The following is a 26,109-nucleotide window of genomic DNA, read 5'->3' on the forward strand; positions in this document are numbered from 1 at the left end:
TTAGAATTTAGGATAAGTGTAAATTTTAACTCGATATGGACGTTTGATAATGACTTCTGAAACTGCTACAAGTCCGGTAGTTCTATAAGTCATCTGATCATCTTTAAGACCAACCGGAGTTGTTAGAATTCTAGATTGACGCTTATACAATGTTTCGGCTGATGGTTCATAAAGTATGAAAGCGTCTTTAGTTGTGCTAGCAGCAGTTACACCAAATTGAGATAAGTAACTATTGGAAAGTTCATTAACTTCATCAATACTTGCAATATCACCACTAGTTAATAACGCTTCTCTAGCTGAACCTTTAGCAGTTACAGCACCAGCCGCATCGGTAAATGGTGCATTCAAAGCATAAATTAAGTCGATAGATCCTAGAATCTTTGTAGGACTTGCAGTTAATCTAGAATTCTTTTTGAAGTCTTTAATAATACCTCTAAAGAAGTTCTGTAAATCCCTGGATGTTGCTGTATTAAGGTTTGTTGTTGTATCAATAACTTCAATTTCAGCGTGATTAAACAAACCATTAAACCCTATGGTTGTGTCACCAAAAAGGGTTTTTAAATGTACCCATTCACGTAAACCTTTCTCAAGTGCTGCTCGATATTCGGTTACACAATCTACTGTAGGTAAATTGGCTTTCATGGCTTGTTCTTGAGATTGTAATTCCATCCAATCCCATTCAGCACCTAAAACACCGATAACTGTTTTGTATTTATCAGCACCGATACCAAAATTTGCTAAAGGAATATCGGTAGCTTTACCACCAAAATTTACAGCAACACCAGAATGATCGATTCTAGATTGCCAAATTTCGCGTAAACCGAATGGTAAATTCATCTGTACAGTATGATGTTTACCTTCATAACCCCATAACTCAGGGTATTGGGTTCTAATAATGTCCGGTGTAACTTCTCTTAATTGCTGTCTTAAATAGTGCCCAGCTTGTATAATTCCATCCATATTATTTTGTTCTGATTATCTGATTATGGTTTGCAAAATACTAAAAGGTTTCTAGAATTTTAGAAACCACCGATATTGATAACACTTAAACCAGCACCACTGGTTTTTTTAACAAATCTTGCAGCAGTCCAAGCTGTATAATCGGTTGCTGTAGAGTTTCTGAATGTACCAAAACCAGCTAAACCCGTTCCGTTAGCATGTCTAAAAAACACAGGATCATCAATATCTGTAGCGGTTGCAGAATAAACTACAACATCTACACCACCACGAGTAACAATACTAACCAGGGATTTATCAGGATATCCAATAATTGATGTATTATCACCAAGATCGGGACTTGAATGATATTGATTGATGATTGTTAAACCAACTGGTGTTAATCCTGTAGTATTAGGAAGAATTACAGCATTTTTAGTACCACCGACAACTACAGCACGACCGAAAGGAATAACAGCACCAGAAAGGTTATAACGTTCTCTAACAACATTTACACCAGGGTTAGAGAGTACCTGTCCTTCAAATAATGCAAAATCTTGCGTATACTTTACGCTAGTTTGTCCGATTGGCATTTCTGTTTACCTTGAATTTTGAAAAGTGACTTTTTATTTTTGAAACTATTTAGAACTTACGCGCGATTCTAGTTCTCTATAAGCTTTTTCAATTTCATCATCGGCCGAATCTGTTTGGACAGTGTTAGCAGATTTCAAAGAGTCAAGTTGTGCTTGAACTTTGTTAGAAGCATTATCTTTAACTTGATTTACAATCCCTGGACTAATGCCAGACCAAACACCATCAACAAATACGGCTGATTGATTATCTAAATTAATAGAGGGATGGAACTTTTTGATATAAAGTTCTTTGATTTGTGTAGGATTTAGACTGTAATCAGGTTTGAAATCTTTAGAATCAGCTTTAAAAATTGGTTCGACTTTTTGCCAAAGTTCGATTGATTCAGAAATGATTCCAGATGCTTGATCTAAAGTGATCATTTCAGCTTTAGAATCTAATTGAATTTGTAAAGCTGCTAGTTTACCGTTAGCTGAATCGATTTCAGATTTCAAATTTTTCTGTTTAGAATCAATCCTTAGATTTGAATCTGTTAACAGTGCTTGAACTTCTGAAAAAGCTACGTAATCTTTTCCATCTTGCTGAAGTACTGGAACTTCATAATCTTTTTCTTGATAAGAGATCTTCCGAGTTGTCATTGTTGCAATTTCCGTTTCAATAGTTTGGATACCATAATCAGATTCGTAACTTTCAATAGTGTTTTCAGTAACTAGACTGGTACACAAAGAAATATTTGAATCTGTTCTTAAAATAATTTTTTGACCGCCTCTACCTTCACCAGGGTTCAACAAAGCTAAATGATCGTAAGTTCGGTTAATTTGCTCCCAAACATTTGAATCTTTGTTAAACTGTTTATCCTTTAACCAATACCCTGGACTTAATTCAACAAAGATATTTTGATTGTTTTCCAACACATTATCGATTAGAGCGATCGCTCTTTTATCAGTAATAATTGCTGGCATCAATAAAGCTTTGTCTTGTCTTAAATAAGTTTCCAGGGTAGAACCAACTAAAATATTTTCGGCGTTTTGGTTATATATGCCAAATTTAGGATGGTTAAAAGTTATTGGTAAACCGTGAGCAGTTAGCAAACTATCATCGTTAAATAATTCATTTTCAGTAATAGTTTCAATATACTTGTTACCAGAAATGTCTTGGTACTCTAATGGTAAATCTGCAATACCTAGTGTCACATAGGCTTTGTACGAACCATTATCAAGTTTTTGCCATTCCAGTTTTTTGTTATTTGAATCTATCCTGAAAAGCTTCATTATTTAACTTAATACAGATTTGCTATAGTATTAGTTTAACTTATAATACTATAGCATATATTATATTTTTTACAATATGTCAAGAAAATAATTTTAAGTCAATATTTTAGATAATCCAGAATCAAGCAAAGATATTAAATAATGTCTAGATATCGTCAATGTTTTGTAGCGATAATGAAAGTCGTGAAGTAAATAACAATCAGTTTCTTTATTGTAACTTTCGATTTGTAAACAGACTTCATAGGCTGGTAAAGTTACAACTTTATTTACTAGAGTTTTTATCATTTTTGTTATTTCCTGAATTATCTTTATTATTTAAATTGTTTTGGTTTAAAATCATTTTCTGTTCTTGTTCTTTTTTGTTCTGATATGCTTTGTATAGATTGTTATCCAGGGTAATATTAGGATTAAAAACTGAGTTTTCATACTGTTTTCGGACTTCATCAGGACTGATAGCACCCATTAAAAGTAACTTTTGGTTTCTATCCATAGCCAAGTTTTCCAATTCAATTTCTTCAAGCTTTGTAAGCTTCAATTGAATTGGAAATATTATTGAGTTTTCACCAAAGTTATCAACAATTGAACCATATAAATTTTTAGCAGACATGCAAAACTGACATAACTTGTAAACAGGTTCTAGCCAGTTTTCTATCTGCCAATCTTGTACTGAAATAGCCCAATTAAATTGTAAAATTCTCGCTGATTCAACAGACGCTGCTAACCCTGCCGTACCAAATTCGTTGTAAAGTTTCCAGCGTGGCATATCAACAACAGAAGCCAGAGTATCTTGCAACGCTTCAAAGCTTTCTTTGGTTCCTGAAAAATTTCTAGATATATTTTCAACTAATTCATGCATCTTGTCATAAATCAACAAGTTAGTTGCAGACATCCCAGTTTTTACAGATTCAGCACGCGATCGCATGTAATCTTGATATTCGGTTGTACCCTGGTCAATATCACGTTTAACATCCTCTGATAAATCTTCGATGCCAAAAGTGTACATATTACCAGTCAAAAGCATTTCATAGATTGCTTTAGAACCTGTAACCCAGTTGCTGAAAGCTTCAAACATCAAATTAATTACTGAATCATGTCTGTAATTTGAGTTTACATACTCGATTTCAGTGTCTAACTTATTACCATAAAAGTTTAGAACTCTATTAGGATGTATTAACTGATTAGCATCATTTGATAATTGAAAAAATTCTTGATCATTAATGACTGTTCTAGTTAAGTCATAGCAATCATAAACAAACATCCAGTCTATTGACTGAATATTGTTTAAATTAACAGGTTCTGATAAATCGTTGCCATCAGCTATCCCAAGAACTATAAAAGCGCTGCCAAGTTTACGCGCTAGTCCAGAGGCATACTTAAAAGCATTTCTAGCACCATAACCATGAACAGCTTTTTGGAGATTTGTATAGTATGGAATACGCATTAAATAATCTAAAACATCCTGGTTTTTTAGATTAGTTTCTTTGCTGAAATTTAAATCTATCCAAGAATTTGATGCTGATTTAGGATATTCGTAAATAGCACGTTTAATTATCCCGTTTGTCCTAGATAAATTATTAAGCTCTTGCCTGGATAAACTAGGACTAGAGATATTTACATCAACAGTAGTATTGCTGTTAAGTTTTTCAGCATATAGGCTACTGAACATTGATAAAAGATATCTGGAATCATTTTTTAAAGTTAAAACCATATTTGTAAAATTTAAATTCTAAAAAGTCACTTTTTACTCTAGACAACAAAAACGCTGAATCTATGGCTAGTATCAATATTAGTTTTAATATTAATCAAGGCTTTATCTAGCTCTTGTTGCATTTCGATAAAACCCTGGATAACTAACTCAGGATCTTGAAATTTAACAGTATCAGTACCTGACATTTCAATAACACCATTATTAGCTGGTTTAAATTTTCTAAATTTGGCACAAACATAAAAAGGTCTATATTCTTTTTGGTTAGTTTCTCGATTAGTTCCGGTGCTATTTTCGAGTAATGTTGTTAAGAAAATATCTTCGGTACTATCTAAATCATCAATTTGAAGATATCTTTTAACAGTTTCTAATGCTGTCGATAGATTATTGAACATGAATTATAATATTAAGTTATAGTTATTTATATTATACTAGTGAATTTAAGATATTATGTTTATCAAAATTACACCAGAGATTGAAGAATTATTTTTAGACAGAGTTAAAACGCTACTAGAACAAGGTGAAACTACCCAAACTGTTAAAACCAGCCAGAAAAAATCTGTAAAATCTTTATACGATGAAGATGGTCATGAAATTCCTGTAGAAGTTACTAGAAGCACCAATATTGATAAGCAAACTACATTAAATCCAACACCTAATTGGGTTCTACAACTTGTTGCTAATTCTATGACTGATCAAGCTGCTATAGAGAAGTTAACTAGAGCAGGATATATCGTAATTAATCCGGCAGTTGTTAACGAAAAAGAATCCGAGAAAGCTAGTGGTGGTTTGAGCGCTGAAGCGATCTTTGAAATAAAAAGTAAATTATTAGGAATTGATAATGCCTAAATAATGAAAATTATCTTAGAAACAAAAATCAAACCTAAAACGGTTCTGAATATCAATAAAACTTCCCTGGATAACATCGATAAAATATCTAGGGAAGTTTCCGATTGTTTACCCGAAGATAATAAATTATTCCGTGAATTACCACCGATACTTTTTCCCTATCAACAACAATTTTACAAAGCTGCCGAAAATCCAGAAAATAAAATATTAATTTGGGAAAAATCTAGAAGAATCGGGGCAACCTGGGCGTTAGCTGCTTATGCTGTTTTAACGGCTGCTAAACAAAACGGTAAAAATTTTTATTATATTGGCACTAGCTTGTCAATGGCTAAAGAGTTTTTAGAAAGTTGTAGCTATTGGGTTAAACATTTTCAATTAGCTGCTAGTGAAATCAAAGAAGATTTATACGAGTCAGAAAAAGACTCTATTTTAAGTTTAAGAATTAATTTTAAGTCTAATAAAAAAGTGATGGCATTATCTAGTAAACCTAGTTCTATCAGAGGTTTACAAGGAAATGTTCTATGCGATGAATTTTCGTTCCTCACAAATCCTTTAGAGTTTTTGAAAGCTGTAAAATCAATGCTCATTTGGGGTTGTAAGGTTTTTATAGTATCAACTCATAATGGTATTGATAATCCTTTTAATGAACTTTGCGAAGCTGTAAACAAAGGTGAAGAAAAATATTATAAGCAGAAAAACACTTTTAAAGATGCTGTTAACCAGGGTTTGTATCAACGTATTTGTTTAACAAGTGGACAACCCTGGACTAAAGAAAATGAAAATAAATGGGTATCAGAAATTTATGAGCAGTATGGTGATGGAGCATCAGAAGAATTAGACACTATCCCAGCAGTTTCAAATGCCAACAGTATTTTCAAAGCTTCATGGTTTAAGAAAATTTCTCAGAACGATTTACCAAAATATTTTGATTATCAAGTAATAGCTTGGGACTTTGCCGCAACTGACAAAGATACTAGTTGCTACACGGTTGGTGTATTAATCGGGAAATATAAAGAAAATTTTTACATTTTAAATTGGTATCCATGCAAGAAAGATGCACATTCAACTCAGAATTACGTAATTTCAACTGTTGAAAAACAACCTAAATCAGTACCAGTATTTATAGAACTTGAAGGTGGTTCACAAAGCATTCTATGGCTAGAGAACAGTTTTAAACCATTGTTAAAAGCTTATCGGGTACGTGGTGTAAAACCTGAAGGTTCTAAGGCTATTAGAGCGTTACCCTGTGCAGAAGCTGCTGAAAAAGGTAAATTTTACATAGTAAATGAACCCTGGTCAGATGATTTTCTAAAAGTTATTAATCAATTTGAAGGTGTTCCAGGTGTTCCGTTAATCAGTGATACTGGTGATGCTCTATCACTTGCATTTACTCAAGTTAACAAGGGTGTTAAAAATTTGATGGGTACTTAAAAATATTTTATTAATTTATTATTTATGCCTAGAACATTTTACGAAACTAACGCAGTAATTCAAATCAATCAATTGATTATAGAAGTATCTATAAAACTTGATCAAAATACTAGAACTTTTGAAGCTACAGGTATTGAAAATGAAAGAAACTTTTTTGTTGGTAATGTAGTCAATTCTAATCAGGTTGAATATTGGCTGTTACCTAGTGAAATTCAAAACGGTACTAAAACAATCATCACTATCGATAACAATGTTCAAGGTGATTTTATTTTCCAAAACGTTCATAGAACCAGATTTAAAGAATTAGAAAAAATCTTTGGGCAAACTTTTAAAGGTTCTATGATTCCTAAAAAATCTTATAGTCCTAATGACTGGTCATGAACATTCAAAGTCAGATTGAAAAAATTAAACAACAAGTTGCTGAAAAAATCCACAGAGGTTCTGGTCGTTCTGTTGAAATTATCAGGAATGTTACACCTGTAGACACTCAGCGACTTTTTGAAAGTATTGAAGCTGAAAAACCTGTTATCCAGGGTAACAATGTCTGCTGTAAAATCCGTTTAGGTGGTAAAACTCTTTACGGTATCAAACGCGAACAGAACATTAAACGGGCTGTAAATTACGCTGTTTATGTCGAAGCTAAAACAGGTTTTGTCAGATCTTCAGTACCACAAATACGTTCAGAAATTTTATCAGAATTTCAATAAATTATAAGTTTTACTTATTACATTAATTTTACTTATGATATAATACTTTTAGGTTAGAAAGTATTATATTCTCTGATAACTTTGATGACTTCAGGTTTCCAAATAAGAAAAGAAATTTTTGATTATTTGACTGCAAACTTAAACGGTATTGCAGAGATATTACCTGAACATCCATCAGGGAATTTAAGCAACTTTAATCTACCTAAAATAGTTGTGAGTATTATTCGTGATAATGCATCTGGTAGATATATTTCAAATGAAATAAAAAACCCAGAGATACAAATAACTATTTACACACAAAAAGAACTTCAACTTACAAAACCCAATGGAATCCTTGAACGTGTTGAAACATTGATGAACACTTTTAGAACATCTACAAATTTCAACAAAATCAAGGATTTTTATTTAGGTTATGTACAAGAAGTTATGAGTTACTGTGGTTATTTCGTTTACAGATTCTATTAATATTAAGAGGATTTAAAATTAATGGCTAAACTTCGTGGGCCAGCCGAATTTACAATTATCACACCAGCCTTAACACTTACTGAACTTAAAGGGTTAGCTACAACCCTGGTAACAACTTATCAAAATACAGCAGATTTTACAGTTGCTGCTTGTTCTACAACTTCAGGAAGTACAGCAGTAACTACAAGTACCGCCAACGGTTTTCAAAACGTTCAAGTAGGTATGGCGGTTTCTGGTACTGGTATTCCCGCAGGTACTTATGTTGCTGCTAAAGGTTCTAGTACCAGCATCACTTTGAGCGCTAATGCAACTGCAACTGGTGCAAGTGTCACACTAACCTTTACACCATTGAACGTTGTCATTAAAGCTTCTGACCAGTTAGAAGCTGCAACGGTGAACATAGAAGAAATGTATCAGGATAACCTAACTCAAGCTTCTATGGCTCCATTCAACAAAACCAAAGTTGGTATGACAGCTAACGCTCAAGTATCAATTGCAGACGATCGAATTGACTTGATGCGAGTTGCCACAAACGCTGCTGCTTACCAGGGTAGTGCTGGTTTAGCTGGTGGTTTACCAGAGTTGATTACAATGGGTGATGACTCTGGATTAACAACCGGATCTCTTGAACTTCCATATCGTACTGTAGTAATTAGACCTTATGTCGGTGGTGATCCTTCAACAGATCCAACACTCTGGTACATCTTCCCTTATGCAGGTGTTGAAGGTAAATTAAACCTATCTTTCTCTATTCAAAACCAAAGAGCGTACAACATAACTTTCACAGCTTATGACCCTAACGAAACCAACTACAAAGTGTTACGTGGTCAATCTAGTTTGTTGCCGTAATCTAGCAATCGCTAACTGGTTTTAAAATTTGGTAGCTAAGTAATGGACAACATTACCCTAGACTTTAAATCTAGGGTTTTTTTATTTGTCTGGCAATTCAAAAAGTCACTTTTCAATTTTAAAAATATAGAATTTATTTGCTATAGCATAAAAGTTTAAATTTGTCAAGGGTAATATAGACTAGTTTTGCAGCTTGATCTGTAACAATAAAAAATCCCTGGTTGTTTTTGACCAGGGATAACAGTTATTCAAGTTTTAGAAATTGGTTAAATCAGATTTCCAACTTTAAAGCTATGAGCGTTAAACCAACCAGAATGAGTTTCTAAAAACTTTTTATCATCCTGATATTTTTCATCAGTTAAAAAATATTCTTTGTTGACCGATTTAATTTTATCTAATTCTGTCGTTTCTTGACAAACTAAAACATACTGTGTTGGTGCTAAAAATTGAAAGTCTTTAATCAAATGACAATGGTTTGAAACTTGATATCTTTGACATCCGTAATTATTAGTTTTAGCGTTAAAATAAGGACATTGAATAGCTTTACAAACGTTCATTTTTTTTACTCGTTGTTTTTGACCAGGGATAACATTTGTTCAAGTTTTAGAAATTATCCAACAATTTCTAGACCATTTAAAAATTCTTCGGGATAAACATCATACTCTAACGAAACTCTTTGTACCGTTTCTGTTGTGTAATACTTATCCCATTTTTCTATTCTATTTAGATAATCTCTGTGAGCTATTGCGTTCTCTTTTGTTGCTTCATCGGTTCCGAAAAATAAAGAACTATCGTGACCTCTGAGTCTGGAAAAACATTGGTATGCTTGCTCATTTGAACGATGAGTTTTAATTACATGCCAAGAGAAAGGGTGTTGAATCATTGTAATTACCTGCTATGTTTGCAATCATTGAGTTAAAGTAAACGCTCATGAGAAAAATCAACTAAAGAGTTTAGTTGCTCAATTGCAGCCTGTAAATTATCTTCACTAACATTATTAAAGACTATGTGGTTTGAACCCGCATAAAGTGAATACAGAGTTAACGTTGAATTTCCAGACAAATCTTTGTCAATAGATATAGAATAATCCGGGTCTTTTGTCTGGATATTTTCACGTATTACACGGCTATTAGCGTAAGCTTCAATCGCATCAGAAACAACATCATTCATACTTTTTTGGTCAATTTCAGAAATCTTTTTAACAATTGTGTGCAATCTCGGTGATAACCGTAAGCTTATGGCAACTTTTGAGTTGTTCATGTGTCTGTGCTGTTCACTATTCTTTTAGTATAAACCTAGTTTAAACCAAATGACTGTTTGTTTACATTTCTTTACAATTCAGATGTGAATAACACTCGACAAATACCTACCTATTGTCAATAAAACATCTTATTGCAAATAACTGTACTAGAGTATTTTTACTTATTAAGTACTACTGTAATAGTACAGATATTCTCAATAAGCTCGATATTCTCAATAAGACTACAAAAAATTTTGTAGTTTTTTGTAATAGTTTTTGTAGAAATTACAAACTACAAAAACCTTATGTAGCAAGGTTTTTGTAATAGTTTTTGTAGATTTTGTAGTTTTGAGCCGGATATAAATCTCTACAGGTGTACTAGTACAGGTGTACTATCAAAGTGTACTAGTAAAATTTATACAAACTAGTACTATCAAAGGCTTATAGAAATCTATGATTTAATCTGGCTAGAGAAAAATAATCAAAAAATTATGTAGTCCAGGGTAGTTGTACTAACAAAAACCTGAGTAAATCATAAAAAATCTAAATAAGTATTTTTACTTATAAATTTGTACTAGTTATATAAAGGATAAATTAATATAAGTTTTTCTTATACTTCTTTATGTTTTATATATGTAATACAAATTAAATAGATTATTTGTACTAGTTTAAGTATTTATAACTATTTAGGTTTTTTACTGATTACATACCCTGGACTACATAATTTTTTAATTATTTTTCTCTGACCATAGAAAACTAGATATTCATATAAGTCTTGATATATAAGATTTTCTTGTACTACAAAACTACCTGTTTTTATATTACAGACATACTACAAAGCTCTAGAGATTTATATCCGGCTCAAAACTACAAAATCTACAAAAACTATTACAAAATCCTTGCTACATAAGGTTTTTGTAGTTTGTAATTTCTACAAAAACTATTACAAAAAACTACAAAAAATTTTGTAGTCTTATTGAGAATATTCGAGTTATTGAGAATATCTGTACTATTACAGTAGTACAAGTAAGTATAAATGCTTAAAATAGTATATGTATAAGCTAAACTTATTGATTTATAAGATGTTGCTCGATAGCCAACAGTTGACAACCATTAACCAGGACTAATAGTTGTTTACCCTGGTCTACAACGCTCTAGAACATGGCTAATCTGTAAGCTTGATAGTTTGTGCTATTTGACTGATTTTAAGGTTTTCTAGACTATCTATATAATGGTCATTCGTTAAATATTCAAAATAGTTCTTTAATACTGTTGACAAATATAATATTATGTGCTATAGAGAAACATTTATAATTATTGCTGAATTCCAAAAAGTGACTTTTTATTTAGCATGATAAAATGTTATAGATAATTGTCTATTCATTAGTTAAGTTTATGAAATCTGTCAAAATATTTGATAAAGTTCTGGACAAAGTAAAACCTATTTTAGAGATTCAAGATTTAAATTTAAAGGTTTATCACCCCAATATTTTGAGTAAAGCTGCAAGTTTATCAATTTTCGATACTCAGAATGAGGTTAGTTTTTTAAATGATAAGTTGTCTAAAAAATCTGATGAATTATCGAAACTTTCTAGTGTTGACAAACTTGATCAGAAAAACTTGGATCAGCGTAAAGCTATTACCAGGGAAATTACAGCTATTAATGATGAAATTGATAAAAACATCTACAACTATGTAGAAACGCTTTGTAAACTTAAACCCGGTAAATTAAAGGAAATCGTTGAGGAATTTTACAACGATAACGAAGATTTAGATTATCCCAAAGAAAAATTGGTGTCCGATTTGTTCAATGAAATTAACCAAGCTTTGTCTGAGTACAACGAAAAAGAATTGGAAAAGCGTGGTATCTCTGGTCAAGATGATAGTGAAAAAAACGTGTAAAGGCTGAGGTTTATTTAGAAAAAGTTCTGAACGAACTAGCAATATTCAGACATTTCTATCATTTGTCAAGACAAGAAGCTTTAGAGTTACCTGTTTGGGAATATGAAAACCTGTTAGAAAATTATCAACGTATTGAAGCCGAAAAAACCCTTTATAACTTATATAGTGCTGGCGCGGGCTTCAATGGTGGTGATTTTGCTAAAGAATTTGTAGAAACCTTGCAAAGTAAAATGAGTTTCCAAAGTATTGAAAATGAATCTGAAATGTTAACACCAGATAAGCTACCGTTTAATATCCCTAGTTTGTAGTATAAAGAATACTTATCATAATATGGTATAATGAAAACATATAATTATACCATATTTTTATCATGTCTGAAATTTTTGATAACGGGCAAGAGATTGATTCTATTTATATTGATATTAAGGCTAATTTTGCACCATTACAAAAACAGTTATTACAGCTTTCTAGACAAAAGACTAATACCCTGGTCGTTAACGTTGATGATTCAAGATTAGTAGATTTAAATAAACATTTAGATTTAAAACAAAGACATTTAAAAGAAACTGTTAGGTTTTATGAAAACAATGTTATAAAGCCTAGAACAGACTTGACTAATCTGGATAATTTGAATAAAAATTTGTTTCAATTACAACAGATTCAAAACCAGAAAGTTACTTTTGAAATTGATAATACTGAAATATTTAGAGAGATAAATAATATTCGTAAAGAGTTACAGGCAGCAAGATTTCCTGTAAAAATTGATAAAAATAATATTGTTGAGCAAGTTGAAACAGCTTTAAAAAATACTGAAGGTAAATTAAGCGTAACTATAAAAAATCGTGAAAGTACTGGGGACACAAAAAACGATTTTAGAGAATTAACTTTTCATATTAAACAAGTTGAAAAAGCTGTTAAACAAGCCAACGATAAAAAAGGTTTTATAGGGAATGTTGTAACAGGTTTTCAAGAAAATATTGGTGCTAATATTCAGCGTCAATTATCTCTAGGTATTCGAGACACTTTTGGTTCTGGTAGCGCACAACAATTTAGAAAAGCTGCCAGGGAAACAGGTAAATTTGTTAAAAATAATTTTACTGAAAACAAAGAATTTATAGAAACCACGAATGAAATACAACAGATTTTAACAGTAAAACTGAGACAAGGTGCTTATAAAGTTGGTGATGGTATAATAGCAGCTTTAGAAGATAAAGGTGATACAATAACCGATAAAATTAACAGTTTTATTAAAGCTGCTACACAAGATGTAGATTTTTCTAATGTTAGTAAAAGTTTAATTTCAGAATTAGAAGTAGTTTCTGCAAAAATGAAAGGTGCTATTTTTTCAGAAACAGCTTTAAGAGGTATAACTAAACCTATTGGTGAATCATTAAAACAATATAGAACTATTGCGTTACAAGAAAGAGCTTTACCTTTAGTTAGAGAAAGAGCATTTGAAATTTTGAATGCTAAAAAAGGTAAAGCTGACATGTTATCAACTAAAGCCGTTACTGATGAAACGGAAAATCTTTATATAGCTGTTGGTGGTTATGCTGGTGCGAGAGGTTTGTCAGGTAAGACTCTTGTCTCTGGTCAAATGCGTTCTAGTCCAGGGTTAAACGAATTAAGTAAAGATAATCCTAAAAACGCTGTTATTTGGGCTAAGAATGAAGACAGCGACATTCCTAGAGAGTCTTTAAACAACGCACCAGAAAAATTAAAAGCTTTGTTAACTAGCATCAGTAAACCAACATTAAGAGGTTATTCTAAAGACGCTTTAGAGATGTCTGCACAAGCATTAGCAGCATTAGAAAAAAATCCGGAGATTAAAATTAAATTTGTGGGTGAGTCTGGTGGTGGTTTTGCTGCTGAGGAAGCCCATAAAATAATGGAGCTTTTAGGGCATGGTGATAAATCAGATTTTATAGGTGTTGGTACACCAAAATTTATTGGTGGTTTTGATGAAAAAGATAGAAAAATTATTAGTCCCGATGAGCATCTAGGTGCTGAAACTAATAAAATGTATGGGCGTTTAGGACTTGCTGAGAGAACTAAAGGGCAACAAATATTAGGTGTTAAAGGACATCCCTACGAAAATTATAGAAATGCTAATGTGGCTGAACTTCAAAATTTCATGTTTGGTAGTCCAGGGAAAGTCACACCAGAATTAATAACTGATTTTAGGAAAGGTGCTGAATATTTTAAATCTCAAGATAAATCACAATTAAACACGAAACAAATAGATCAATTAGCCACAGCAGCTTTTCAAAATTTACAACATATTAAGAGATATTTATTAACATCAACCGACGATTTTAAATCTGAATTAGAAGAAATAGTTCAAGATTTTGAAAACATCTTTGTTGATTTACAACCTGATGACAGAGAGTTATCAGAAATTAAAAAAGCTGTTGAGAAAGCGAAAGTTTATTTAAAACATTTACAAGAACAACCAGGAATTGAAGCTTCCCTGGTCGCTAATAATATTGTCAAAGAACTAGACCTTGTTTACAAACAGGTTAATAGTGTTTCTAGTAAAACAACTGGTATAACACAAACTAAATATCAAAATGTTTTACAAGAAATCTTAGAAACTAAAGCTAAACTTTTAGATCCTAAAATTGGTATAGTTTTACCAAAAGAAAATAAAAATGTTTCACAGGAAATAGTAAAACCTGTTCAAGAAATTCAAAAGAAAATAGAAACTTTTACTAATGAACAAATTAAACAATCACTAGAGAATTCTAAAAAGATTGTTGATAATTTTGGTAAATCGTACGGTACTTTAAAAGACCAATTAAAAACTAAACAATTTCCTGAAGCAACTTTACAAGCTAAAACAATTCTTGAAAATACATCAAGAGCTAAAGCTGATATTGAATCTTTCAGGACTGAAGCTAATATACCAAAAATAGGAACAACAGAAGCGTCTCAAGTAAATCAAATGCTTGGACAACTTAGCCAACTTGAAAATAATATTAAGCGACAGTTTGCAAAAGCTAAAATACCTTTACCACAAATAGATTCTAGTAATGTCGCTACACAATCTAAACAAGTAGCCAAAGACATTACAAAAGGTTTAGAAAAAGGAATACAATCATCAGATGTTGAGCAAGTTTTTGAGGAAGTTTTAGTACAACAACCAATTGAACAAGTTAAAAAAGGTTATCAAATACAATCACCATCCAGGGTATTTATTGAAATTGGTAAAATGGTTGTTGCTGGTTTTAAGAAAGGTCTTGATTCCGGTAAAAATGTTCTTTCAGATTTTATCAACGATCCTGTTAAATCAGTTACTAGTTTAATAACTAGTGTTTCAAAACTCGGTTTAGCTTACACAGTTCTTACAGAAGTATTACCAAAATTAAAAGATTTCTTAGTAACTAGTGTGCAAGTTGCGACAGAGATGGAAAACCTTAATCGTAAGGTTGTGTTTGCATCTGGTGATAGTGCAACTGGTAAAACTAATTTTGAACGTTTCAGCGAGCAAGCCAAAGCTTTAAAAGTTGATATAAGACAATCATTGGAAGGTGCAGCAGGATTTTTAGCAGCTACACAAAACAGCAGTTTAGAAGGCGCTCCAAGTTCACAGATACTTGAAAACTTTAATGTGATGCTAGCAACTAGAAGTGTTGATAAGCAAACACAAGAACGTTTTGGTATTGCTGTACAACAAATGGCTTCTAAAGGTATTCAATCTGAAGAATTAAGGGGTCAAGCTGGTGAAGCTGTACCAGGGTTTTACAATATATTTGCACGATCGCAAGGTTTAACACCCGGTCAATTAGCTAAAAAGCTTAAAAATACTCCGGGCGGTTTGAGTCCAGAGACATTAATTCAAGCATCACAACAAGCTAGAGCCGAATCAATTGTAGGTTTACCAGCATCACTAGAAACTAGCCAAGCTGCAATTAACAATTTCAATAATAGTTTGCTTGAATTACAAAATAATACAGGTAAAGCATTCTTACCATTTCAAAAATTAAGCTTAAATGCTACATCAACAGGTTTAGATTTATTATCTAAAAATATCGATAGTATTTTAAATTTTGTTAAACTTTTAGCGATCGCTTTAACTAGACCGTTATGGCAGCCGTTTATCACTGGTGTTTATCAATCAATAGCCAGTTTAAATCTATTAACTGTTAAAGCTAAATTTAGTCAAGTAACATTGTCTGGAATGTTTACAGCAATCAAACCAATGTTAAACTTTGGTGCTGAATTACTAGTATTCCAAACAGTTTTAACATCGATTGAAAAATTAACAATAGCTTTCTCAGATATGGGTGGTGCAGCTTCAGATTTTGCAAAACAATCTGAAAAAGGTCTGAAAGATATTGAATCGATGTTAAAGAAAATAGAAACAGGCAAAGAAGTTAAAAAGGGTAACAAAGAAATGTTACTCGATTTAGGTAGAGATGTTTTAACAAATCCTTTAAAGTATTTAAATCCTTTCGATACTCAGAACGAGAAAGAGAATAAGGCTTTTGATGACATTCAAAAAGGACGTAAAACAGGTTTAAAATCTGGTGAAAAATTAATAGAAATCACAAACAGTTCAGAAATTCAGAAACAAATAGATTTAGTTGTAGAAACTGATAAAAAACTTTCTGAAATTCAAGCTAAAAGACGTGCCATTGTCCAATTAAATCCTGAAAATGTTCAAGGACTTAAAGAACTTCAGAAACAGGAAAAAGATTTACTCGATACAAGATTTAAAAATTTGCAACCCGTTGCAGGTATTCAAGGTGCTATAGAGGCACAAATCAGAGGCTTGAAAGCTGTCAAACCATTAATTAAAGAATCTTATGATCAAAACAAACTTTCAACAGACCAGTACAATAGACAAAATCAAGAAATCGATGCTCAGATAGCAATTTTAGAAAAGCGTCAACAACAGATAACCGAGTCTGTTGGTAAAGTTGCAAGTAGTTTCGATGTTTGGAAAAAGAACTTAACAGACGTTAACATTCTGTTACAAGACACAAAAACAAAAAGTGACTTTTTAATTTCTAGAGATAAGACAGCTTTTGTAAGTGCAGATATTAAAGGAAATGTTACACCAGGGAACAGACAATTCATTAATCAATCCCTGGACATAAACAATATACAGAGTCAAATTAAGAACCTGTCAGAATCAATCAAGCAGTCCGAAGAACTATTTAGATCCGGTACTGAATCAGCTAATGTTCTAGAAGCTTACAAGGTTGATGCTAATACAGGGATAGCCAGAATCAACCAGATTCTTAGTCAGGTTGAAACAGATAATGAAAAATTCATATTACAAGAGTTTGCAAACTTACAACAGAACAAGAACGAGTTAAACACTTTACAACTTCAGATAGCTCAGTCAAAACTTGAATTAGTTAATCAGTTACGAGAACAGACTAAACAGGTTGCCGAATATTATCAAAATATTGTTAAACAGACTGAACAATCTAAGATTGAATTTGAAAAATCTGCTAACGATATCAAGACTTTACAACAACAAAATAGAATTAAGACAGTTTTAACAAATGTTGGTGATAATATATTTACTCAGTTTGCTGATAGTCTTGTGGCTAATCTACAAGAATTAAATGATATAGCAAATAATAAAATCGATAAAAAATCTAAAATTCTTGATGCTCAGTTCCAGTTACAAGATAACCTGAAACAGCAAATAGAATTACAAAGAAGTTTACCAGGGAATCTACCTAAAATACCTGTTACCCTGGATTTTAACGGTATTGATAATAATCAAAACGTTCAAAGATTGAATGACAATCTTAACGAAACTAACGATATAACAGGATTAATTAATGACGGTTTAGATTCTTTTAATTCTGTGATTGATGAGAATATTTATAGCAGTTCGGAATTAACAAAAGAATTTCAAAATCAAAATGATAATTTAGATATTGCTAACAGGTTTATCAAAGACACTAACATTTACATCGGTGAATCATCAGAACTAAGTAAACAGTTCAGCAGTTCTTTAGAAACTGTCAGAGAAAATAGTAATTCTCTAGAAAATGTTTTTTCAAACATATCAGGAATATTTGGTTCTATAGTTGATCAAACTGGTAAATGGATTCAAGGATTAACACAAGGACAAGGAATTGTTGAAACTTTAGGTAATGTTGCTAACGCTTTTAGTAATCCTTTAGGTGCTGCAATCAGTGTAGGACAATCATTATTTAATGGTATTCAACAGTCTAATAGTGCTATAGCAAGTCCGATTGCAGGAAGATCTATCCAAGATATAATCAACTACAAACCATCACAGGGTCAAAGTTTTTACGGTATACGTGACGGTGGTGCTAGACAACATAATAAAGTTGATTTAGATTCTAGGGTAGGTGGTAGTCAAGGTGCTGTTGTACAAGCTTTAATGTCTGGAACTGCTACAGCAAGACAAATTACTTCAACTAGTGGTGGTGTTGATATCAATACAGTTGATCCAAAAGGTAACAAAGTTACTATTGTTTACAATCATTTGGATTTAACAGAACTTCAAAAAATGTTCAACGGTAATCTTAAACAGCCTATACAAGTTAATGCTGGGCAAAGATTATCAACCGTTACAATGGATAGTTTAAGTACAGGCGCACACTTAGATTTTGGTGTGAAAATCAATGGTAAATATGTTGAGCCTCAGCAATATTTAAAATCATTACAACAAGCTACAAGTGCTAATCAAAATGTAAATATTCAACAACCTGTTAATCAACCTGTTAATCAACCTGTTAGCCAAGTGCCTATAACCAAGTATGGACATTTTGCCTATAGAGAAAATAGCCGCGAAAATTTAGTAAAAGTTGGAAACGAATTATTAGACAAAGAAGCCGCAACAGCATTTAGAAATATGGCTGCTGATGCTGCTAAACAAGGTGTAAATCTCGGTGTTATTTCCGGTTTCCGTTCCGTTAAAGACCAAGAAACAGTATTTAACTCTGGAATGAAAGCTAGAAACCAAACACCAGAACAACGCGCTAAAGTTTCGGCTCCGGCAGGATTTAGCCAACACCATACAGGTTTTGCAATGGATATCAATTCTGTTGAACCTAGTTTTGGTAAGTCTAAGGAGTTCCGATGGTTGCAACAGAATGCTGCTAGATATGGTTTTCAGATGCCGTTCACACCAGGGAATAAGCAAGGTGTAGATTTTGAGCCGTGGCATTGGAATTACACAGGAAGCGATCGCGCTAGACAGATGTTGCAACCATTAACTAGACAAGTAGCCGTTAACCCTGGTCAAACACAATCGAGTAATTATCTATTTGGTAAAGCTTCGCAATATTCAGCGTCAGATTTTTCTGGATTAACACCAACGGGTAGAAAAGCTTTAGAAGCGTTGAAAAATCCAAATGTTAGAGCGTTCTTAGATGCTGTTGCAGTTGCAGAAGTTGGTGATGTCGCAAACACTACCGGGGGTTATGGGTATTTATTCGGTGATACAAATAGAGAAAGTTTTAACCCAAATAGTTTAACAAGTCATCCTAAAAAACGTGTGAGTGCTGGTGGTTACACAAGCTCAGCCACAGGAAGATATCAAACGATAGACTTTGTTTGGGATGATGACACTAAATATGGTCATCAAGGATTAGGGCTTAGAGATTTTAAACCACAATCACAGGAAGTTTTAGCCGTTGGCAGATTGATGTATCGCGGTGCATTAGAAAAAGTGATGCAAGGTGATATACAAGGTGCTGTGACTCTAGCAAATAAGGAATGGGCATCTCTTCAAGGTAACCCTTATGGACAAGGGACTAGTGGTGGTAAGTTATCAACATTCACAAATAATTTTCAAAAGTTCAAGAATCCAGCGCTACAAGCATCTCTGCAAGGACAATACCTAAACCCTGGTCAATTACAAAATGTTGTAGTCCAGGGTAGTAATCTTAATGTAGATATGATTAATCAGCGATCGCTTTTGGAACAACAAAGAATTGACGCTGATACCGAACGTAAACGGCTTGAATTATTACGTAAAAATGAACAAAGTTTAAGAACATTTCGTAGAGGTTTAAGGGATTCTGGTGATCAGCAACAACAGAACGCTAGACAGCTTCAGGATGTTCAAAATCAATATGGCAATCCGATTAAATCTAGTACTGATTCATTTAATGAACAGTTATTAAAACAAAATCGAGAATTTGATGATAATATTCGAGACAGAAACAGATTAATTATTGAACTTGATGATAGGATTCAGACTGCTAAACAACTACTAAATAACCCTGAAATTACAGGAACAGCTAAAGATGAAATAGCCAAAGGATTAAATCAAAGTTTAGCCGAAAAATCTAAAACTCAGAAAGAATTAGTTGAATTACAAAAACTTAAAAATGAATCTGTTCAAACTGCCAAAAACATTTTCAACACACAGGAAGGTTTCAGACAACAATCACTAACTTTTGAAGAAACTCAACAAGAAATTTCTAAATTACAAGCTAGACTTGAATCGTTAAAAGCTTTACAGCAGTTTAACCCGCTTGATGAACAAGTTAAAAATATTCCATCCCTAGAAAGGATAATCAATTTAAAACAAGTTGATTTAGAAACAGAGAAAAATATTGCAACAGTTCAAGAGCGTTTATTTAAAAAAGAAATTACCCAGGAACAAGCTAATCAATTAATTGAACTCTACAAAAAGCAATCTGTTGCTAAACAAGAGCAAATTGATTTAAGTTATCAGGAAGCCGATAGACAACAAAAATTAAATGAATTAACCAGGGAAGCTAACAATTTACAACGTGATAGACAGTCAATTAATGAACAATTACAAAATCAATTAACAGCTATCAATCTGTTGCAGCGTAAAAACTCTAGTGACTATACCCTGGGTAATCCTTTAGAAATTAATAGAGATATCCAAATTACTGAAAATCTGAATAATTACCAAAGTAAACGGAATGAAATCTTCAGTAATAAAGAGCTTACTGACAGTCAAAAGAAAGGGCAATTTTTAAGGGAAGCTTTACGAAATAATGAACGGGTTCAAAATATTGAAAACACTTTTGAAATCGATAGACAAGAGCAACGGATTAAAGACATTCAGAACAGTAATGAGCGTCAAAGAACTCTAGAAACTTTTAGTAATCAACCCAAAATTGATTTAATGAATGCAAGAGCGTCTAAAATCAACACTGACCAGGGTAACCCATTCGTTGCCAATAAAATTTCTAGAGATGCTGCTGTGTTACAAGAAAATCTGAGATATACTCAACAACTCAGGGAACTAGATGCACAGATTGAACAAATGAAGTTCAATAATATAGACACTTCAGAACTTGAAACAGTCAAGGACAGTCTGAACGAGATACACAATCTCAACCTTGAAAATGTTAACAATCAGTTTAAAACTTTTGGTCAGACAGTCTCAGACGTTGCTAGAAATTCTGTGATGTCTTTGTCGAACTCTATAACAGATTTGATTGTTAAAGGCGGTTCACTTTCTGATGTGTTTGATAATTTCTTTAGTTCTATACTCTCTGGTTTCTTAAACACCGGACTTAATAGTCTGTTTGGTGGAATCTTTGGAGGTTTATTTTATGATGGTGGAATCGTAAAAGACAAAAATGAAACCGAAATACCAAACTATAGTAATGGTGGTGTTCATAAAATTCAGAAAGCATTTAACAAAGAGTTTTCTGAATCAGGTAAAAAACCTATGCTTGCTGTGGTTCACCAAGGTGAATTAATGATTCCTGCTGATCGTGTTAAGGAACTAGAGAAAGCAGGATTAACACCGGATAAATTGTTAGGTAATTTCGCTTTTGGTGGAATAGCAGGTAATGTAAATACTACCAGTGTTTCTGAATCAGGTAACAAAACAGTTCATGTTCAGACAACGGTTATAAATAATCAGGAATACGTCACCCTGGATCAATTCAAACAAGGCTTAAATGATGTTCACAATCAATCAGTCAAAAAATCTATTTTAGCCGTTCAGAACAAGATGCAGACATCGAATAGTTATAGAAGATCTGTAGGAATCTAAAATGATAAAAAATTCCCTGGATAACTTAAAACTATCCGGGGAATTTAAAAAGTCAGTTTTTGATTTGTCAGACAATATCAGATTTTAGAAATTTCAACAACTTCAGCTATTAATTCGTATATATCAGAATATACGATACCTCTGATATTTTCAGCTTTCAGATTTTCTACAATTTTGTTAGCAGGTTTTACAGCATCAGTTAACGATTTATGTTCAGGGTTGTAACGTGTAATGGCTATAGTAGCTGATAAACCATTAGCTTTCAAGGCATCTTGGACACGTTTAACAGGTTTCATGATGTCTTTAACTGGTGCTATTATGACAACTTCATCACCATAATAGAATCTACCAGATATCTCAAAACGTTCTGAACCACGTAAAACTGATAAAGCTTTAGCTAATCTATTGTTACAATCCGCTTGCCCATAAAATTGATTAGCTTGTTTAAGTTTATCAACATCTAGGAAAGCGATCGCTAAATCAGTTTTATCAATTGTTTTCCATCTAATTTCGAGTGCTGCTCTAGTAAAAATGTTATATACCGGACAGATTTCATGTTTACTAATGATTTTCTTGAAATAAGCACTAGTTACCAGGGTACTAATCAAGCTCGAACCGATAGCCGTTAAAGATAGTTCTAGTAACATGATTATGCACCAGTCCCTGAACCGTCTTGACAATTATCACGCTTTGGTGTTTCGTTTATCTTGCACCAACGAGCTAACAGAATTTCTGATTCAGTTTTGATTAAGTCTGGATCAACTTGAACAACATCAACACGACATACTGGTGGATCAACTTTAATGTTACAACCTTTCTTTTCAGCTAAAACAGGAAAGGGAATTGTTAAGACATGTAACAAAGCCGTGCTTATATATCCAGCACAGAATAGATTAGTGAATGACATTTTTTGAATCCTTTAGAAAGTGTCAAAAGCACTAGGAAGTTTAACGGACGTTCTAGTGCTTTTTTGTTCTGTATATAATATGTCAGACAAAATTTTAGATGTCAACAGTATTATAAAAAGTCACTTTTTAATTTAACCGTAGAATTTAGATACGTTTTTAGATATTGTTGAATTTAAACAAGCTGAAAGCTATACACAGCAAGGGTTTTACAAATACCAAGCAAGCTGTAGAATGCTGGGTAGAAGTGGGCTGGGAACATGAAGGTAAACGTTATCGAGTAAAACGTTCCAGCAGAGTTTACAAAAACGAAAGTGATTTTGAAGCTGGTAAAACTCAGTTAACCATGTGGGTGGGTGGCGATGATGGTAAATGGTATTTTCCACCCCAGCAACCAGAAGATATCATCAATCAGATTTTACCTGCGAGTTTGCATCAATATTTTTTCTTTGACGGTGAAAGAATTGAAGAAATCGTCCGTTCTGATAAAAAAGCGGAAATTGCGGAAGCTACCAAGATATTCTTGGGGGTGGAGGTAATTAACCGTTCAATTAAGCATTTGGGAGAAGCGAAAAAAAGTTTAGAGAACGACTTAAAAGCCATTGGCGATTCGGAAATCAAACAGCTTTTGCGCCAGCAAGAAAAAATAGAACGAGAAATTGAGAGTATTACCCAACGCCAAACAGAAATTAAACAAGAGTTAGAATATCAACAAACCTTAAAAAAAGAGACAAGTAACCGCTTACGGGAACTGAGTGCGGCGAAGGAATTACAGGAACGTTGTCAAAATTTAGAATCGCAGAATCAAGCTTATAAGGAAGAATACAAGAAAAATCGGGAAGCCTTAAAAAAAATTATTTCCGCACGGGGTTATACAGTTCTCCTAGCCGATACTACAGCCCAATTTCGGGAAATCATGGATGATTTAAAGCAGCGAGGTGAATTAACTGCGGGAATTTCGCGGGAGTTTATCAACGAGTTACTTAATTCGCAACGTTGTATTTGCGGTACAGATTTAAATGTCGGTAGTCATCCCCATACAAATGTAACTCTCTGGTTAAATCAAGCAGGTTCTTCAGCAGTAGAAGAAATGGCTTTTCGCATGAGTGCGCAAGTTGATGAAATTGATAAACAAGCAACGGCATTTTGGGAAGAAGTTGACAGAGAACAAGCGAGAATTCAGCAATTAAAGCAAAATATCTCCCAAATTGAAAGCGAATTAGATAATATTCAAGACCGATTACGGAAAGATGCTAACGAACAAATTAGCAGCTTACAGAAACGCTTAGATGAAATTGAAAATAAAATTGATGAATTAAATAGAGAACAAGGTGCAAATCAACAGCAAATTGCCCACTTTAACACAGAAATTGAAGCTCTAGGTAAACAAATCGCCAAGCAAAAACTGAATGAAGAACGCCAAGCCTTAGCACAGCGACGGATTAACGCTACCCAAGATGCAATTGAACGGTTAACGGAAGTGCGAAATCGTCAAGAAAAGCAATTTCGCCTGCAATTAGAGAAGCGGGTACAGGAGATATTTACAGAGATATCCTTTACTCCCTATATTCCCAAAATTAGCGATAAATATGAACTAACACTAGTAGAGAATACCGCCGGAATAGAAGCACCAGTTGCAGCTTCCACCGGAGAAAATCAAATTCTCAGTTTATCTTTTATCGCCAGTATTATTGATAGAGTGCGGGAATGGAGTGAAAAGCGAAAAATGCTAATGTTACCTGAAAGCAGCACCTTTCCCATTGTCATGGATTCACCCTTTGGGAGTTTGGATGAAATTTCTAGAAGACATATTGCGCAAACAATTCCTAAGTTAGCGAATCAATTAATTGTGTTGGTGACTAAAACTCAATGGCGGGGTGAAGTTGCAGAAGAAATGGCAGACAGAATCGGGAGAGAATATGTGTTGACTTACTTTTCTTCAAAGCCAGATTGTGAACAAGATTATATAGATTTGGGTGAGGAAAGATATCCTTTAGTAAAGCAAAGTCCCAATGAGTTTGAGTATACGGAAGTTATGGAAGTGCACAGGAAGAGTAATCCATGAGCAGTAAATCGGTGAGAAAAACTCAGTATATATAAAGATAGGTAAAAAGAAATATGAAAAGATACACATCAACTTGAGACTTTAAAGATTAAATTCTCAATAGCTTCAGACGGAAAGCCTTCTTTTTCCGTCGGTTCATCATCCTAATTACTTAAAGTATAGCTAAAGTCAGGGTTTTAGCTTGTTCACACAAACTTCTTATTAAAATCGGTAATCCTCCTCAAACTCTTAACCGCACTCTGGGAGCATAATTCAGGTAATGGTTGCTGTGAGTACTGCAATAAGCGTTTAACAAGAAAGTTTGTAAATTGAGAAGGATGAACACATGAAAAGTCTTTTAATTAAATCAGCGATCGCATCTGGTGTAGTTTTATCTTTAGCTGCTGTTACCCGTCCAGCAATGGCAGCATCTTTTGTGGTTTCAATAGAAGATGCAAAAGTAGTAAATGCAAATTTAGGCAATCTTACTCAGGCTAAGGTACAAACTTTTGATAGTCAAGGAACAACAAATTACAGTGCCACAGGCTTTGAATGGAAAGATGGAACGACAAAGATTGGTACCTATACGAATACTCAGATTAGGACAGCCGACCAATATGGCGGTGCTGGTGCCAACAGTCAATATAACAACAAGAATCAATATTTTGATGTAGATGCAAGCAGATCAGGGAATGGACAAACTGTTTCCACTTTAAAATTAGAACAGGCACAAAGTTACTTTGGACTTTGGTGGTCTGCGGGAGACGCAACCAACGTACTAAAATTTCTTTCCAAAGGTCAGGTTGTCCAAACTATAACTACTGCGGATGTGAAAAATTATATCAGCAAGTTAGGAACTAACTCCTCAACTACAACCAACCCATACTACGGTAATCCTACTTCGGCATTCCAGGGTCAGGATAGCGGGGAACCCTTTGCGTTCATCAACTTCTATGATGTTGACGGAACTTTTGATCAGGTTGAATTCACTAATGCTGTTAATTCAAATGGTACTTCATCTGGTTTTGAATCAGATAATCACACAGTCGCTACTGGCTACACCAAGTACTCTGGTACTATAGTTACAGTAGTTCCTGAGTCTTCTTCTTTATTGGGTGTCTTAGCAATTGGTCTTGTCGGTGCTAGTTCATTTTTAACTCGTCGAGTTAAGAAAAGTTCAGTTGCTTAATATCTTGCATCAATCAAAACTAATGCATTTTAATAGCTTT

At 33.3% G+C, this 26,109-nt stretch carries 21 protein-coding genes; 11 read left to right on the forward strand and 10 right to left on the reverse strand.

The features are described 5' to 3' along the window. The 5 genes from AACU32_RS02725 to AACU32_RS02745 all read right to left on the reverse strand — a co-directional run bounded on the left by AACU32_RS02725 (position 1) and on the right by AACU32_RS02745 (position 4,898). Positions 1-960: a major capsid family protein gene (locus AACU32_RS02725; protein WP_096597632.1), complete on the reverse strand. Its 960-nt coding sequence runs from the start codon at positions 958-960 to the stop codon at positions 1-3. Positions 961-1,019: 59 nt separating this feature from the next. Beyond that, on the reverse strand, positions 1,020-1,529 hold the full coding sequence (locus AACU32_RS02730; protein ID WP_096597634.1) for a structural cement protein Gp24: 510 nt from the start codon (positions 1,527-1,529) through the stop codon (positions 1,020-1,022). Positions 1,530-1,574: 45 nt separating this feature from the next. Next, on the reverse strand, positions 1,575-2,798 hold the full coding sequence (locus AACU32_RS02735; protein WP_096597636.1) for a DUF2213 domain-containing protein: 1,224 nt from the start codon (positions 2,796-2,798) through the stop codon (positions 1,575-1,577). A 262-nt stretch (positions 2,799-3,060) separates the two neighbouring features. Beyond that, a complete protein-coding gene (locus AACU32_RS02740) occupies positions 3,061-4,506 on the reverse strand; it encodes an anti-CBASS protein Acb1 family protein (protein WP_096597638.1) in 1,446 nt (481 codons plus the stop codon). Between the two features lie 38 nt (positions 4,507-4,544). Continuing rightward, positions 4,545-4,898, reverse strand: a complete 354-nt coding sequence (locus AACU32_RS02745; protein ID WP_096597640.1) for a hypothetical protein — start codon at positions 4,896-4,898, stop codon at positions 4,545-4,547. A gap of 55 nt (positions 4,899-4,953) precedes the next feature. Here AACU32_RS02745 and AACU32_RS02750 point away from each other — a divergent pair, with 55 nt between their 5' ends. The 6 genes from AACU32_RS02750 to AACU32_RS02775 all read left to right on the forward strand — a co-directional run bounded on the left by AACU32_RS02750 (position 4,954) and on the right by AACU32_RS02775 (position 8,804). Continuing rightward, positions 4,954-5,352, forward strand: coding sequence for a hypothetical protein (locus AACU32_RS02750; protein WP_096597642.1), 399 nt, complete (start codon positions 4,954-4,956; stop codon positions 5,350-5,352). Positions 5,353-5,355: 3 nt separating this feature from the next. Beyond that, positions 5,356-6,783, forward strand: coding sequence for a terminase large subunit domain-containing protein (locus AACU32_RS02755; RefSeq protein WP_096597644.1), 1,428 nt, complete (start codon positions 5,356-5,358; stop codon positions 6,781-6,783). Between the two features lie 24 nt (positions 6,784-6,807). Continuing rightward, a complete protein-coding gene (locus AACU32_RS02760; protein ID WP_096597646.1) occupies positions 6,808-7,164 on the forward strand; it encodes a hypothetical protein in 357 nt (118 codons plus the stop codon). Beyond that, positions 7,161-7,490: a hypothetical protein gene (locus AACU32_RS02765; RefSeq protein WP_096597648.1), complete on the forward strand. Its 330-nt coding sequence runs from the start codon at positions 7,161-7,163 to the stop codon at positions 7,488-7,490. The genes AACU32_RS02760 and AACU32_RS02765 overlap by 4 nt, the downstream gene beginning before the upstream one ends. An 84-nt stretch (positions 7,491-7,574) precedes the next feature. Continuing rightward, positions 7,575-7,955, forward strand: coding sequence for a hypothetical protein (locus AACU32_RS02770; protein WP_096597650.1), 381 nt, complete (start codon positions 7,575-7,577; stop codon positions 7,953-7,955). 21 nt (positions 7,956-7,976) lie between these two features. Continuing rightward, positions 7,977-8,804, forward strand: a complete 828-nt coding sequence (locus tag AACU32_RS02775) for a hypothetical protein (RefSeq protein WP_096597652.1) — start codon at positions 7,977-7,979, stop codon at positions 8,802-8,804. Between the two features lie 266 nt (positions 8,805-9,070). Here the strand turns inward: AACU32_RS02775 and AACU32_RS02780 are convergent, their stop codons facing one another. Genes AACU32_RS02780 through AACU32_RS02790 form a run of 3 tightly spaced genes read right to left on the reverse strand, consistent with a single transcriptional unit; the run spans position 9,071 to position 9,974 of the window. Continuing rightward, positions 9,071-9,361, reverse strand: coding sequence for a hypothetical protein (locus tag AACU32_RS02780; protein ID WP_096597654.1), 291 nt, complete (start codon positions 9,359-9,361; stop codon positions 9,071-9,073). Positions 9,362-9,414: 53 nt separating this feature from the next. Beyond that, positions 9,415-9,687, reverse strand: a complete 273-nt coding sequence (locus AACU32_RS02785; protein ID WP_096597656.1) for a hypothetical protein — start codon at positions 9,685-9,687, stop codon at positions 9,415-9,417. A gap of 32 nt (positions 9,688-9,719) precedes the next feature. Further along, positions 9,720-9,974 carry a hypothetical protein gene (locus AACU32_RS02790; protein ID WP_339377446.1) on the reverse strand — a complete coding sequence of 85 codons (255 nt, stop codon included), beginning with the start codon at positions 9,972-9,974 and terminating at the stop codon, positions 9,720-9,722. Between the two features lie 1,465 nt (positions 9,975-11,439). On the opposite strand from AACU32_RS02790, the gene AACU32_RS02795 reads away from it, so the two are divergent. The 3 genes from AACU32_RS02795 (at position 11,440) to AACU32_RS02805 (ending at position 21,931) form a co-directional block, all read left to right on the forward strand. Beyond that, positions 11,440-11,946, forward strand: a complete 507-nt coding sequence (locus tag AACU32_RS02795) for a hypothetical protein (protein ID WP_096597660.1) — start codon at positions 11,440-11,442, stop codon at positions 11,944-11,946. A gap of 62 nt (positions 11,947-12,008) precedes the next feature. Then, positions 12,009-12,254 (forward strand): hypothetical protein, encoded by a 246-nt coding sequence (locus AACU32_RS02800; RefSeq protein WP_096597662.1) that lies wholly within the window; start codon positions 12,009-12,011, stop codon positions 12,252-12,254. A 62-nt stretch (positions 12,255-12,316) separates the two neighbouring features. Next, positions 12,317-21,931, forward strand: a complete 9,615-nt coding sequence (locus AACU32_RS02805; RefSeq protein ID WP_096597664.1) for a D-alanyl-D-alanine carboxypeptidase family protein — start codon at positions 12,317-12,319, stop codon at positions 21,929-21,931. A gap of 77 nt (positions 21,932-22,008) precedes the next feature. Here AACU32_RS02805 and AACU32_RS02810 read toward each other — a convergent pair whose 3' ends face one another. Both AACU32_RS02810 and AACU32_RS02815 read right to left on the reverse strand, forming a co-directional pair. Beyond that, entirely contained in the window at positions 22,009-22,578 is a 570-nt protein-coding gene (locus tag AACU32_RS02810; protein WP_096597666.1) for a diguanylate cyclase, read from the reverse strand. Positions 22,579-22,580: 2 nt separating this feature from the next. After that, positions 22,581-22,838: a hypothetical protein gene (locus tag AACU32_RS02815; RefSeq protein WP_096597668.1), complete on the reverse strand. Its 258-nt coding sequence runs from the start codon at positions 22,836-22,838 to the stop codon at positions 22,581-22,583. Positions 22,839-23,002: 164 nt separating this feature from the next. Here AACU32_RS02815 and AACU32_RS02820 point away from each other — a divergent pair, with 164 nt between their 5' ends. Continuing rightward, positions 23,003-24,901 carry an AAA family ATPase gene (locus tag AACU32_RS02820; protein WP_339377447.1) on the forward strand — a complete coding sequence of 633 codons (1,899 nt, stop codon included), beginning with the start codon at positions 23,003-23,005 and terminating at the stop codon, positions 24,899-24,901. Positions 24,902-25,226: 325 nt separating this feature from the next. Beyond that, complete coding sequence (locus tag AACU32_RS02825; RefSeq protein ID WP_096597670.1) at positions 25,227-26,069, forward strand: Npun_F0296 family exosortase-dependent surface protein; 843 nt, start codon at positions 25,227-25,229, stop codon at positions 26,067-26,069. Positions 26,070-26,109: the final 40 nt, after the last annotated feature.

It is taken from the genome of Calothrix sp. NIES-2100 (assembly GCF_963875285.1).
Lineage (GTDB): Bacteria > Cyanobacteriota > Cyanobacteriia > Cyanobacteriales > Nostocaceae > Aulosira.